Source organism: Dyella sp. 05T440 (genome assembly GCF_056395965.1).
Genome location: NZ_JBFTKN010000002.1, coordinates 94,474 through 108,800 on the forward strand (window position 1 = coordinate 94,474; position 14,327 = coordinate 108,800).

Annotated in this window: 9 protein-coding genes; 1 reads left to right on the plus strand and 8 read right to left on the minus strand. The window is 65.3% G+C overall.

From position 1 onward, the window contains the following. Positions 1 to 43: 43 nt before the first annotated feature. From AC1DE1_RS02190 to AC1DE1_RS02205, 4 genes are all read right to left on the minus strand, one after another. Positions 44 to 3,154, minus strand: coding sequence for an efflux RND transporter permease subunit (locus AC1DE1_RS02190; RefSeq protein WP_477175683.1), 3,111 nt, complete (start codon positions 3,152 to 3,154; stop codon positions 44 to 46). Further along, entirely contained in the window at positions 3,154 to 4,236 is a 1,083-nt protein-coding gene (locus AC1DE1_RS02195; protein WP_477175684.1) for an efflux RND transporter periplasmic adaptor subunit, read from the minus strand. The genes AC1DE1_RS02190 and AC1DE1_RS02195 overlap by 1 nt, the downstream gene beginning before the upstream one ends. Continuing rightward, positions 4,233 to 5,378 (minus strand): TolC family protein, encoded by a 1,146-nt coding sequence (locus tag AC1DE1_RS02200; protein ID WP_477175910.1) that lies wholly within the window; start codon positions 5,376 to 5,378, stop codon positions 4,233 to 4,235. The genes AC1DE1_RS02195 and AC1DE1_RS02200 overlap by 4 nt, the downstream gene beginning before the upstream one ends. Positions 5,379 to 5,563: 185 nt before the next feature. Further along, complete coding sequence (locus AC1DE1_RS02205; protein ID WP_477175685.1) at positions 5,564 to 5,947, minus strand: hypothetical protein; 384 nt, start codon at positions 5,945 to 5,947, stop codon at positions 5,564 to 5,566. A gap of 167 nt (positions 5,948 to 6,114) precedes the next feature. Here AC1DE1_RS02205 and AC1DE1_RS02210 point away from each other — a divergent pair, with 167 nt between their 5' ends. Beyond that, entirely contained in the window at positions 6,115 to 9,210 is a 3,096-nt protein-coding gene (locus AC1DE1_RS02210) for a ligand-binding sensor domain-containing diguanylate cyclase (protein ID WP_477178884.1), read from the plus strand. 21 nt (positions 9,211 to 9,231) lie between these two features. Here AC1DE1_RS02210 and AC1DE1_RS02215 read toward each other — a convergent pair whose 3' ends face one another. From AC1DE1_RS02215 to ald, 4 genes are all read right to left on the minus strand, one after another. Beyond that, entirely contained in the window at positions 9,232 to 9,894 is a 663-nt protein-coding gene (locus tag AC1DE1_RS02215; protein WP_477164117.1) for a YoaK family protein, read from the minus strand. Between the two features lie 7 nt (positions 9,895 to 9,901). Beyond that, entirely contained in the window at positions 9,902 to 10,561 is a 660-nt protein-coding gene (gene lolA / locus AC1DE1_RS02220) for an outer membrane lipoprotein periplasmic chaperone LolA (protein ID WP_477175687.1), read from the minus strand. A gap of 105 nt (positions 10,562 to 10,666) precedes the next feature. Beyond that, entirely contained in the window at positions 10,667 to 13,000 is a 2,334-nt protein-coding gene (locus AC1DE1_RS02225) for a DNA translocase FtsK (protein WP_477175688.1), read from the minus strand. Between the two features lie 88 nt (positions 13,001 to 13,088). After that, entirely contained in the window at positions 13,089 to 14,153 is a 1,065-nt protein-coding gene (gene ald, locus AC1DE1_RS02230; RefSeq protein ID WP_046971678.1) for an alanine dehydrogenase, read from the minus strand. Positions 14,154 to 14,327 lie beyond the last annotated feature (174 nt).

Below are 14,327 nucleotides of genomic sequence, written 5' to 3' on the forward strand. Positions count from 1 at the left end.
CGGACTTGCCGCCGCCGTGTCACCCATGGCAGTAGGAACAGTCCTAGGGATGGCTGCGGCGCGACTGCGCCCGTTGTTCCATCCAGTCGTAAAGCACGGGTAACAACAGCAAGGTCAGCAGGGTCGAGGTGATCAGCCCGCCCACCACCACCGTTGCCAGCGGCCGCTGCGTTTCCGCGCCCACGCCACTGGAAAGCAGCATGGGCAGGAGGCCAAGGATCGCCACGCTGGCCGTCATCAGCACCGGCCGCAGACGCAGTGCCGTGCCGCGCAGCACGGCCTCACGCACAGCCATGCCCTTGGCGCGCTGCTCGTTGAGAAAGCTCACCAGCACGATGCCGTTCAACATGGCCACGCCAAACACGGCGATAAAGCCGATCGCGGAAGGCACCGAGAGGTATTGCCCGGAGATCGCCAGCGCCAAGATGCCGCCGATGGTGGCGAACGGCACGTTTGCGAGAATCAACGCCGCGTACTTCGTCGAGTTGAATGCCGTGTAGAGCAGAATGAAGATGAAGAAGATCGTGGCCGGCACGATCAGCGACAACCGCTTCAAGGCGCGCTGCTGATTCTCGAACGCACCGCCCCATTCAGTGTAATAGCCCGTCGGCAGCTTCACTTTCTGTGCGAGTGCCGCATTCGCTTCCTGTACGAAGCCATCGATATCGCGACCGCGCACATCCATCTGGATCACCGCATAGCGTTGCAGTTGCTCGCGCCGGATAAAGGAATAACCCTCTGCCTCGGTGACCTCGGCGACCTGTGACAACTGCACGATGGCGCCACCTGGTGCCTGGATCGGAATGCGCTGGATCGCCTGCAGGGATCGTTTGTCACTCTCGTTCAGGCGGACGGCGATGTCGAACCGCTTCACGCCATCGATCAGCGTACTCACCGGCTCGCCACCGATGCCGTTGCGAACCACGGCGAGCACGTCGTCGGCGTTGAGGCCGTAACGCGCGAGCGCATCGCGATCCACGCTGACGCGTATCTGCGGCTTGCCCATATTGGGCTCCAGGGCCAGGTCGGCTACGCCCGGCACGCCGCCCAGCACATCCTTGATTCGGGCGCTCAGGCGATCGAGTTCGCCCAAGTCTTCCCCGTAGAGCTTCAATGCCAGCGTGGCGCGCACGCCGGAGATCAGCTCCTCGATACGCATCTGGATCGGTTGGGTGTAACTCACCACGGCCGTCGGCAACGCCTCGGAAAGTTCGCGCTGCATGTCCGCTTCGATGCTTTCCAGCGTCTGTCCCTTGCGCCATCGATCGCGTGGCTTGAGCGGCGTGTAGACCTCCATGTAGTTCACATCCGCTGTCTCGCCCTTCTCCGCCCGACCGATCATCGCAAGCGTGGTTTCCACCTCGGGAAACGAGGCCTTGATGCGCGTGGCCACTTGTCGCGAGAGGTCGATGGATTCATCCAGCGACGCGGAAGGAATGGAAGTGATGCGCCACATGATCGCGCCCTCCTTGAGGTTCGGCATGAACTCCTTGCCGAGGAAGGGAAACAACGCGAGGCTGCCCAATAACGCACCGCCGGCCATGCCCAGCACCCAGCGACGTCGACGCAGCGCCCATGCCAGCACGACGCCGTAGTGTTTCTTCAGGAAGGCCACGAGGCGCGTATCGCGCTCGTCCTTGGGCTTGAGCGCCAGCGCAGCGAGTACCGGAACAAGGGTCAGGGCCAGCACCAGCGAACCGGCCATCGCGAAGCTGATGTTGAAAGCCATCGGCTTGAACATCTTGCCTTCCAGCCCTTGCAGACTGAACAGCGGCAGGAACACCACGATGATGATGACAATGGCGAACGCGATCGGGCTCGCCACTTCCTTCGCCGCAGCAAGCACGGCGGCACTGCGGTCCACAGGCAAGCCATGCGCCTTGCGCTCGGCCATCAGGCGGAAGGCGTTCTCCACCATCACCACCGCACCATCGACCATCATGCCAATGCCGATGGCCAGCCCCGCGAGCGACATCAGGTTGGCCGATAGACCCGCCTGCTCCATGCAGATGAAGGCGATCAGCATGGCCAACGGCAAGGTGACGACTACCACCAGCGCGCTGCGCAACTCGCCGAGAAACAGGAACAGCACGATCGCCACCAGGATCGAACCTTCCACCAGCGCACGCACCGCCGTACCCACCGCCTTGTTAACCAGATCGGTACGCTCGTAGACCGGCTTGACCACCACGCCGGCGGGCAAGGCTTGCTGCACAGTGGCGAGCTTGCCCTTTACGGCATCCACCACGCTCTTGGCGTTTTCGCCAATGCGCGACAGCGCTTGCCCCATCACCACTTCCTTGCCGTCGCGTGTCACGGCGCCGGTGCGCGGCGCGCCGGCCTCGTCCACTGTGGCCACGTCGCGCACGTAGACAGGTGTGCCGTCTTCGGTCTTGAGCACGATCTGCTCGATGTCACGCGCGCTCTGCACCAGCCCCAGACCGCGTACGAGATACTGCTCGCGCCCGACATCGACGAAGTTGCCGCCGACTTGCGCGTTGTTCGCCTGCAAGGCCTCGATCACGTGCTTGAAGCCCAGGCCGTGCGCAATCAGCTTCATCGGGTCGATGCGCAGCTGATATTGCTTTTGTTGCCCGCCCCACGACGTCACATCATCGACACCAGCGGCGGTGCGCAGCATCAGGCGGATGCTCCAGTCCTGCAGCGTGCGCAGGTCGCTGTCGCTGGGGGATCCCTTCAGGGTCTCTTCGGCACGCTCCACGGTGTACCAGAACACCTGGCCGAGGCCTGAGGTATTGGGGCCCATTTCGGGCTTGCCATAGCCTGCAGGCAAGCGATCGCCCACCTGCTGCAGACGCTCATTGACGAGCTGGCGGGCGAAGTAGATGTCCATGTCGTCTTTGAAATACACGGACACATAGGACAGCCCGAACAGACTGACCGAGCGTACCTCGTCCACTTTCGGAAGACCGGCGAGCGCGGACTCCACCGGCGTGGTGAGCAGCGACTCCACATCTTCCGCGGCCAGTCCAGGGGCCTCGGTGTACACGTTGACCTGCACCGGCGTGACATCGGGAAAGGCATCGATGGGCAGCTTGCGCAGCGCCTGATAGCCGAGCGCAGCAATTACTGCGAAAGCGATCAGCACCAGCAGCTTGTAGCGTAAAGAGAGTTCGACGAGACGCGCGAGCATCAGTCTTCTCCCAGTTGCGAGCGAAGCAGGCGCGCCTTGAGCGCGAACGCGCCCTTGCTGACGTAGGACGCGCCGGGCTTGAGGCCTTGGCGTATCTCCACCCAGCCGTCACGGTTTTCGCCTGTCTGCACGGCTACCGGCTCGAACGCCTGGCCGCTGGCGACGACGAAGACAGTGGACTGGTTCTGCAACAGCACCACGGCTTCGGCGGGCACCGCGAGTGCGCTGCGTCCAGACACGGCAACGCGAGCATCGACGAGCTCTCCCGGGTGCAGCAGGTCGCGGCTGTTGTCCACGGCAATGCGCACGGCTACCGTGCGGGTCTTTTCATCCGTCTGGTGCGAACGCTGTACGACCTTGCCGGGCAGGCTTTGCCGGTGAATGAGGATGCGTGCCGCGGCGCCTGTGGCCACGCGCTCCGCTTCGAACGGCGGCATCTGCGCCTCGACCCATACCGAGTCCTCTTTCACCACGGTGAACAACGCGCGCCCCGCATCGACGCGCTCACCCACGAGGAACTGGTCAGTAGTGATGCGTCCATCCGTCGGCGAGAGCAAGGCATAACTCCCGTCAGCCTTGGCCGAGCCGGCGCGCAGTACGCCCTGGATTTGCGCATCGGACAGACCGTAGGCGCGCAAGCGAGCGCGCGCCTGGTCGCGCTGCACTTGCACTTCCGTGTAGCGGCGGGCGGAGACAGCTTGCGGCCCCAGCGCGGAGACGCGGCGCCATTCCTGCTCGGCGACGATGAGCGCACCCTGGGTTTCCGCAACCTGCACGCTCGACAACGTGACCAGCGGCTGCCCCGCCTTCACCACATCGCCCAGCTTCACCTGGCGCGACAGCACCATCGATTCGATGCGCGGCGACACCAGTACAGTCGAATACGCATCGACCTTCACTTCGCCAGGCGCCTTGATTTCTTCCGCGAGGTCGCGCGAAGCGAGTCTGGACACGACGATGCCGGCGTCCTGCACGGCACGGGCATCCAGTGTCAGCGGATTGGCCGCCTGCTGCGCGAAAGCCGCGCTCATCGCAAGCGAAAACAGCAGCGCGCAGGAGGCGCGTCGGAAAAGATGATTCATGGAGATACATCCTGTGTGCGGCCATCCAGCCAGTCGGTCAGGCGACCGGCGGCGACGAGGTAGTCGAACCAGGCCTGCCAGGCCTGGCTTTCCAGTGCGAGCGCGGACAGCGCGGTGTCGAGACTTTGCTTCAGCTGGACGAGGTAATCGGAGGTGCTGATCTCGCCGGCCCGCCAGAGCTTTTCGAGCAGCGCGGTGCGATCGTCGAAGGCGGCGGCGCGTCCCTGGCGAAAGGCGTGGCCAGCAGCGAGCAAGGCGTCGTAACGCGATTGCGCTTCACGCAGCGAGGCGCGGCTCGCCAGTTGCTGCGAGCGCGTCAAGGCGGCAGCCGCCCCGGCTTCCGCGAGTGCGGCGTCGATTTCCGCGCGTCCGTTGTTGAGCACCGGCAAAGGTATGGACACGCTGACGCCGATGACCTGGTCGGTCCTGACGCCGGTGTACACGCGTCCACCGGTCAAACTGACGGTGGGATCGGGCAGACGCGCGCGCCGCGCCACGTCGATGCCCGCCTGCGCAAACTCTTCATCAGCGCGCAGCTTCACCAGCTCCGGCCGTTGCTCGACGGGAATCGGCGAGATGCTGTTCGAAGCCGGCGGCAGACCTGCAGGCAGCGGCGGCTTCGTCACAGCCTCGCCGGCGACCGTCTCGAGCGCGGCCACCGCCGCCGCCTCGGCACCCGCCAGCGAAGCCTGCTGGATCTGCGATTCACCCAGGGCCAGCGCGGCCAGATCGCGTTCGGGACTGCTGATATCGCCGACACCGAGGCGGTCGGCGGCGAGCGCATCGAATCGCCGCATCAAGCTCACCCGACGCTCGCCGAGCTCGCGCTGGCGAGCAGCCAGGGCAGCGGCAGACCAGGCTTTCAGCCAACGCGAGGCGATGTCCCGCCGCAGCACTTCATAGGACGCCTCGCGGCTGCGCCACTGGGCCTGCGCCTGCGAAGTACGGGCGCGGCGCTTGCCGGACATATCCAGCGGCAGCGACAGCCCCGCCGTGCGCCGATTGACGTCGGCGTTCTCGGCATCGAGCGACAGCGAGGGGTTATAGACAGGCTGGGCCGCCGCGCGTACCCGCGCCTGGGCCGCCTCCAGCTCGGCGCGAGCCGCCTGGATGTCGGGGTTGGCAGCCCATACGAGCTGCATCGCGCCACCGATGGGCGATGCGGCAGGAAGCGGTCGCTCACCTTTGATCGGCACCGCCGCCGCGTTGGCGACAGAAAACAAACAGGCAGCCCCGAACAGGGCCGCACGTAAAACGGACATGAAACCATCTCCTGACAACGATCACGAGGAATGCGCCCGGGAGGGCGCAACACAGGCGTTCGAGGTCAGGCGATAGGTGGTCGCAACAGGGAGCCCGCGACGGCGGGCACGCGTCCGGCGTGTGCGGATGAAACGAGGAATGGCGCCTCGGGCGCGTTCACGGTCAGCATCACCAGGCTAGGCAAGCCGGCGGCATGGGGACAGGCGCAATGACAGGAAGCGCCTTCGCCAAGCAGGCATTCGCCATCACCCGCAGGCACAGGTGCAGCAACCACCATGGCCGCCGACGCAACAGCGTAGCCACGCCCCGGGCTGGCATCACGCTCACCGCCATCGGCCAGGCATACGGACCCGCTGACCAGCTTGATCAGCAGCACAGCCACCACCAACGCCCACAAGCCGCGATGGCGGCGCAGGCGAAGAAGCAATGGCAGGGACCGGGATGACATCTTCGGGATCCTAGACGGCGAGCCGCCTGTTAGACAATTTCATCGGCCATCCCCTGCCTGTCATATCGGCTTTCGCGCAAACCATGTCGGAAATACCCGGGCTCCACCGCTACGGCGCCTGTCGCCATGGCTATGATGTGCCCCACACGACGGGACGGAGTCGGCACGTGGCGCAAGGGATGGGGCGGGCGAGCAAGCAGGACGTCGGGCTGAGCGCGTGGTTGCCCGCGGCCTGGCGCGGCAAGCCGCTGCGCGCGTTTGCCCTGCTTTGCCTGCTGATCCTTCCGTCGCTGGGAATGGCACGCGACAGCGACCCCTGGGCGCCGTTCGACATCCCCTGGTTCGATCGTCTGGGGGTAAGTGACGGCCTGCCGCATTCGATCACCACCACGGTCGAACAGGACAAGCGCGGCCTGATCTGGATCGGCACGTTGTCCGGCCTGGTGCGCTACGACGGTTACCGCATGCAGGTATTCACCGGCAATGGCGGCAGCAAGACCGATATTCCGGACGCCTATGTGCGCTGTCTGCTCACCCTGCCCGACGGCAGCCTGCTGGTGGGTACCAATGCCGGCGGCCTGAGCCGCTTCAATCCGCTCGACAACACCTTTCACACCTACCCCGTGGGCAAGGGCGGCACCAGCGACCGCAAGATCTACGCGATGTCGCCCGATGGCCAGCGCGGCATCTGGATCGTGACGGAGCGCGGCATCGATTACCTGGACCTGCGCAGCAACCGCATCAGTCCGATCCCGCTGGGCGATGGCATGGCCCAACGCAGCTTCAGCGTGCTACAGGATCGTGCCGGCAACCTGTGGGTCGGCAACACCAATGGACTGTTCGTCCGGCGCACCGGAGAAACGGCGTTCAAACGCCCCGATCGACCGGCGGACGGCAGCGGCATCGACGTGGTGTTGAACGACGGCATCTGGGCGCTGCTGGAAGACCGCGAGGGACGACTGTGGGTCGGCAGCACGCAGTCGGGCGCGGTGTATCGCGATGAAACGGGCCAATGGCATGCGATACCCGGCTTCAGCGGCTATCAACACGATCGTTCGCGCCGCCCGACCGTGCGCGCCTTCACCGAGTTGGCGGGCGACGTGCTGTGGATGGCCACCGATGGTGGCGGCGTGCTGTCGTACGACGTGGCCACGCATAGCCTGCACGCGGTCGCGCACGATACCGCGATGCCTTCCTCGTTGCCCGGCGATTCCGTGCGCGGACTGCTACAGGACAGCACCGGAAACGTATGGGTAGCGACCGATCTGGGCGTGGCGCGCTACGACCCCAACGCCCGCAAGGCTTTCGCCCTGCTGCCCTCGACCAGCGACCACCGCTCGCTGGCCAACACCAACGTGCGCGGTATTTTTGTCGACAGCCGGCAACGCGTATGGCTGGGCATGAGTGCCGGCCGCGTGGACGTGATCGATCTGTCCGGCGCCAGCATACGTCATCTCGAACTGGGCGGCGTGCAGACGCGCCGCGATGTGCAGGCGTTTGCCGAAATGCCCGATGGCACTATCTGGGTGGGCACCCAGGGCCTGGCACGTGTCGATCCCAACACGCTGGCCATCGTCGGCTCGGCCGTGCCCGAGCTGGACGACAAACCGGTGCTGCATCTGCTGCCGGATGGCCAGCGGCTGCTGATCGCCACGTACGACGGTGTTTATCGTTACGACACGCGAACGCACGCACTCACGCATTTCAGCCACGACGCGAACGACCCGACCAGCCTGGCCAGCGACACGGTGCGACGCATCGCACGCATCGGCGCCGACCTTTGGTACGTCACCGGCCGCGGCATCAGCATCGCCACCAGCACCACGCAGAACAAGGGTTTCCAGAACCTGCTCAACCGCCCCGGCGACAACACCAGCCTGCCCAATAATCTGGCCAGCTCGATCGCCATGGATCCGCAAGGCGGCCTGTGGATCGGCACCTATGGCGGGCTGGCCATGCTGCAGCCACACAGCGCCGGCGAACCCTATCGCTTCACCACCATTGGCTCGGCCAACGGACTGCCCAGCGAAAACATCAACGCGGTGCAGCCGGATGACTTCGGCAATCCCTGGGTCAGCCTGTCCAACGGCCTGGCGATGATCGACGGCAATACGCATGCCGTGCACAACCTGGGCGTGCGCGACGGCCTGCGCATTTCCAGTTACATCTACGCCGCGGCGGCACGCGCGCCGGGTGGCGAGCTGCTGTTTGGAGGATTGGGTGGACTCACCGTAGTGCGCCCGCAATGGCAGCCATCCGATCAGCCCGACCCGCCGCTCGCCATCACTCATGCCGCCGTCAATGGCGTGCCACTGTCGTATGGGCGACTGCCGCGCGCCGGCGAATCGCTGAAGATCCGTTCGCGCAATCGCAGCCTGCGGGTGGACTTTGCGCTGCTCGATTACGAGGCGCCCGCCGAAACCAGCTACAGCTATCGGATGGAAGGCTTCGACGAAAGCTGGATCGACATCCCCCGTGGCGGCCTACCAACCGCCATCTACACCAACCTGCCCCACGGCGATTACAAGCTGCGCCTGCGTGCACAGACGCATGGCATGCAGCCGCGCCTGATCGAGTCGACCGTCGACGTCAGCGCCGAGCCGCGCTGGTACGAAACGGTATCGGCCATGGTGGCGGCCGGATTGCTGGCGCTGGCCGCGATCTTCGGTGTGATCCAGCTGCGCACCATGTATCTGCGACGCCAGGCCAAGCAGCTGCAGCACCAGATCGAGCTGCGCACACGCGATCTGGTGGTGGCCAACAAGCGACTCGATGAGCTGGCCAATACGGACGCCTTGACTGGCGTCTGCAATCGCCGCCGCCTGCTGGAGCTGGTCGAGGAAATGCGTGCGCAAACCAGCGACGGCAGCGCCTGCATCGCACTGCTGGATCTGGACCGGTTCAAGCGCATCAATGACACCCACGGCCATCTCGCCGGCGACGCGGTGATCCGCCATGTGAGTCAAATCATGCAGCAGCAGTGCCGCGACAGCGATTGCGTGGGCCGCTACGGCGGCGAAGAGCTGGTGGCCTGCCTGTCGGAAAGCTCACTCGAGCAAGGCATGCTGATAGCCGAACGCATACGCGCCGCGGTTGCGGAACAGCCGTTGACCTATGAGGGGCAGCCCATCGAAGTCACCGTGAGCATCGGCGTGGCCGCGTACCATGCCGGCGAGACGCTGTCGCAGTGGCTGACGCGTGCCGATGGCGTGCTGTACGAGGCCAAGAACAGCGGACGCAATCGGGTCGTGGCTGCCCAGTAACACGTGCTCGGCGCCCAGCCGTCAGTCGAAGTGCCGATGCCGGTAGATGGCATAACCCAGGCCGACCACACCGGTGAGCGTGGCCGGCGCCAGCAGCACACGCTCCTGCCAGACCATGAAGCCGAGCGCGCCGAGCGTGGCACCCACGATGAAATGACTCGCCACCAGCAGGCAGATATTGATGCGCAGGGAGTCGACCTCGAGGCCACGCAATCGATGGCCGAGATAGATGCCCAGGTCGGTGAAGATGCCCGACAGATGCGTAGTACGCACCGTGGCGCCGCTATACGTGCTGACCATGGCGTTCTGCAGTCCGCACGCCGCCGAGGCGAGGTACAAGCCAAGATCGTGGCCGCCATGAATCAACGGCGTGGCGGCAAACAGCAGCGCCGACTCCAGCATCAACACGACGCCGTAGCGCCGCCCGAGCCGCAGCGCGCCCTGTTGCACGATAAATCCACTGAGCATGGCGCCCAGCAAGAACGCCAGGATCACCAGTCCCCAATGCGTTATCTCGCCCGCATCGCCACGCGCCAGCGCCAGGCCGAATTCCGTGCTGGTGCCGGTGAGATGGGTGATCGGCTGATGGCGGAAACACAGATAGCCCACCACGTTGATGCAGCCCGCACCGAGCGCGAGCAGGCCGCCGCCCACCCAAGCCCAGCGCGGGAGCTGGCGCAGCACAGCGCGCTCAGTTCTTGATCGGCTGCGTCTGGATCACCGGCAGGTCGCCGATCACGTCGGCGCCCTGGGGCGGCACGAAGTTGAAGGTCTCCGGCGGGATCGGCACGTTGCGCTGCCAACCCGAAAAACGAATGTCCGTGACGGCGCCCAGCTGGTCACGAAAAATCATGCGCGCCAGGCCATTCGCATCGAAGCCCAGGTCGGCGTAGTCGAACTGCGGATCCTTGGCCTTGGAGGTAAGGCGCAGCCAGCTCAGGCCATCGTGGTCGCCCTGCTCGACGGCGTTGAAGTCCTTGTCCATCTGCTTCACGTCGGTGAGTACGGTCAGCGGGCTATGCGATTCCTCGGAGCTCTGCACGCGCACCGTGACCTGCTCCAGGTCCGGGTCGTACAACCACACACGGCTGCCGTCGGCGACGATGGTCTGCTTGGACGGGGCCAGCGTTTCCCAGCGGAACTGGCGCGGCGCCTGCAGCGCGAGCGTGCCGTTGCTGGTCTTGCCCGAGTTGCCGTTGGCATCTTTCAGCGTCTGCGAGAACTTGCCGGTGAGCGAGTGCAGGTCGCCGGCAAAGGCATCGAGCTTGGCGCGGGCCGGGCCGGCGGCCATGGCGAGGCTGCTGAGGGAAAACGCGGCGACAGCGGTGGCGATGAGTAGCAGGCGTTTCATGGGCGCTTTTCGAATGGGGCGGCGAGTGGGAATTGTGGTGCGTGAAGGCTTAACGGCAAGACGTTTTTTGTTCGTCATTCCGCCGTACGCCGGAATGACGAGCCATCAATTCTTCGGCGGCGGAGGTGCAAGCACTTCGCGGTTGCCGTTGTGCTGGGGCGCACTCACCACGCCATCCTGCTCCATCTGCTCGATCAGGCGGGCGGCGCGGTTGTAGCCGATGCGCAGGTGGCGCTGCACGCCAGAGATCGAAGCGCGGCGCGTCTCGGTCACGATGCGCACGGCGCGATCATAGAGCTGCGCCTCGGCATCGCCACCACCTTCTTCGCCCTCTTGCGGCAGACCGGAGTCGTTGATGAACTTGCCGTCGGAGGTGGCCTGGACCTCTTCCAGCACGCCTTCGATGTATTGCGGCGCGCCCTGCGAACGCAGCCAGTTCACCACGCCATGCACCTCGTGATCGTCCACGAAGGCGCCGTGCACGCGCTCGGGCGTCGCAGTGCCCGGCGGCAGATGCAGCATGTCGCCGTGACCGAGCAGCGCTTCAGCGCCGGACTGATCGAGAATCGTGCGCGAGTCGATCTTGCTCGACACCTGGAACGCGATACGGGTGGGGATATTGGCCTTGATCAGGCCGGTGATCACATCCACCGACGGACGCTGCGTGGCGAGCACCAGATGCACGCCCGCCGCACGAGCCTTTTGGGCGAGGCGCGCGATCAGCTCTTCGACCTTCTTGCCGACGATCATCATCATGTCGGCAAACTCGTCGATGATGATCACGATATACGGCAGCGGCTCCAGCGGCTCGGCCGCGAGGTTCGGCATGTCCGGGTTCGGGCGGAACAGCGGGTCGAGCAGCGGCTGGCCGGCGTTCTCGGCGTCCTTCACTTTCTTGTTGAAGCCGGCGAGATTGCGCACGCCCACCGCTGCCATCAGCTTGTAGCGGCGCTCCATCTCGGCCACGCACCAGCGCAACGCGTTGGCGGCTTCCTTCATGTCGGTCACGACCGGCGCCAGCAGATGTGGGATGCCTTCGTAGACCGAAAGCTCCAGCATCTTCGGGTCGATCATGATCATGCGCACGTCCTTGGCGCTGGCCTTGTACAGCAGGCTCAACACCATGGCGTTCACGGCCACCGACTTGCCCGAGCCCGTGGTACCGGCCACCAGCAAATGCGGCATCTTGGCCAGGTCGGCCACCACCGGGCGGCCGCCGATGTCCTTGCCCAGCGCCAGCGCCAGCGGCGACTTCATCGCATCGTATTTATCGGAGCGCAGGATCTCGGAGAGATAGACGATCTGTTTCTTGGCGTTGGGAATTTCCAGGCCGATGACGTTCTTGCCTGGGATCACGTCGACCACGCGCACACTGACCACCGAGAGGCCGCGCGCGATGTCCTTGTCCAGGCTCGACACCTGCGAACCGCGCACGCCGGCCGCGGGCTCCAGTTCGAAGCGCGTGATGACCGGGCCGGGATACACGCCCACCACCTTGGCCTCGATGCGGAAATCCTTGAGCTTCAGCTCGAGCTGGCGCGACAGCACTTCAAGCGTTTCTTCCGAGTAACCCGGGCCCTGCTCCGGCGCTTCGTCCAGCAGCGACAACGGCGGCAGTTCGCCCGGGGCGGAGGCACCGGTGAACAGCGGAATCTGAGTTTCCAGCTTGGCGCGCTCGCTTTTTACCACGGGCGCAGGTGCGGTTTCGATGCGAACCGGCTCGCGCTTGGCCTGCTTCACGGCCTCGGTCTTCTTGACGACCTCGCGCTCGGCGCGCGCCTGGCGGGCGGCCAGCACTTCGGGCGCCTCGCGCAGCTTGCCGCCAAACCAGCCGGCGAGCTTGAGCACGCCCTGACCGGTGAGGTCGGCGACCTTGAACCACGACAGGCCCGTTGCCAGCGTCACCGCGATCAGGAACATCGCCAGCAGCAACAGCGGCGCACCCTTGTCGCCCAGCGCATGCAGCAGGCCGCGACCCACCCACATGCCGATGATGCCGCCCACGCCCTGGGGCAGGATCGGCTCATCGTTGAAATTGAGATAAAGCAGCGCCGGCGCGGTGATGAAGAAAAACACCGAACCAATCAGGCGCAGCGACGGCTCCCACGGCTGCACGGTGCGCTCGCCGCGATGGCGCAGCACCTGCACGCCCAGGAAGAGAAGCAGCAACGGGAAGAAATAGGAAATCAGGCCAAAGATGTAGCGCAGCACATTGGCGATATTCGCGCCGATCTCGCCGCCGAAGTTACGCGCGTGCTCGGCCGTGCCCGCATGCCCCCAGCTGGGGTCCTGGTCGTTGTAGCTGAACAGGCAGACCAATAGATACAGCGCCAGCGGCAGCAGCAGCAGCGCCCCGGCCTCGCGCAAACGGCGCTTCAGTTCTTCACTGAGGCCTTCGCGCTCTTGCTTGTCTTTCTTGACGTTCGCGGTACGCGGCACCGTGATCCTTATCCTGTCTTCAAGCGTGAGTCCGGCCGCCAGAGGGCGGCCGGACGGTACAACATCCGCCTAAACGGCAGGCAAGACCTTAGATCATGCCCTTGAGCGCCGGATGAACCAGCTCGCCGCCGTCGACGTTGATGCCCCCGCGCAGCGGTTCGAACTGGCGCCATTCGTTGCCGGCGGCCAGACGCTGCACATACGGCAGGATAGCGGCAGAAATCGCCACCGACGAGGTCTGCGGCACGGCACCCGGCATATTCGTGACGCAGAAGTGGGTTACACCATGCACGTCATAGGTCGGCTCCTTCCAGGTGGTCGGACGCGAGGTCTCGAAGCAGCCGCCCTGGTCGATGGAGATATCCACCAGCACGCTGCCCTTCTCCATGGTCTTGACCATCTCTTCGGTGACCACGCGCGGCGCCTTGGCGCTGGGGATCAGCACGGCGCCGACCACCAGGTCAGCCGTGGCGACTTCTTCGGCCACCGAGGACTCATAGGCGTACAGCGCGGTGACGTTCGGGCCCATGGCCATCATCTCGGCCAGGCGATCCTGGCGCTTGTCGAACACCACCACGTTGGCGCCGGCAGCGGCGGCCAGTGCAGCGGCGTTGCCACCGGCAGCGCCGGCGCCCAGCACCACGACCTTGCCACGCGGGGTGGAGGCCATGCCGCCCAGCAGCTTGCCCTTGCCGCCCTGCGGACGATGCAGCAGCGTGGTGCCGATCTGGGTGGCGATGCGGCCGGCGATCACCGACATCGGCAGCAGCAGCGGCAGGCCGCCGTTCTCTTCCACCGACTCGAACGCCACGCCGGTCAGGCCGATGTCGAGCAGGCTCTTGGTCAGCGCCGGCTCGGCAGCCAGGTGCAGGTAGCAGAACAGCAGGTGGTGCTTCTTGAGCAGGGCGAGGTCGCCGGCAACCGGCTCCTTCACCTTCACGATCAGCTCGCCAGCCTCGTACAGGGCAGCGGCGTCGGCGGCGATCTTCACGCCGACCTTGGCATAGGCCTCGTCGGAGAAGCCGCTCTTTTCGCCCGCGCCGGCCTGGATGAACACCTCGTGGCCACGGCGGACCAGATCGGCAGCAGCGGCGGGAATGAGGGCAACACGACCTTCGAGGGTCTTGGTTTCGGAGGGAATACCAATACGCATGGGGAGTGGATCCTGTGGGAAAGCTAAGTGGCAACGACGCCAGGCCGCACCCGGCCCGGCAAACCTCAAGGCCGGCAGTGCTTGAATCGTCCCGGCGTCTTCCCCATCCTTCCGGGTTCGGACACCGCGCTACCGATCGTGCCTAGTCGGCGCGTAGGAAACCGCCGCAAGGGA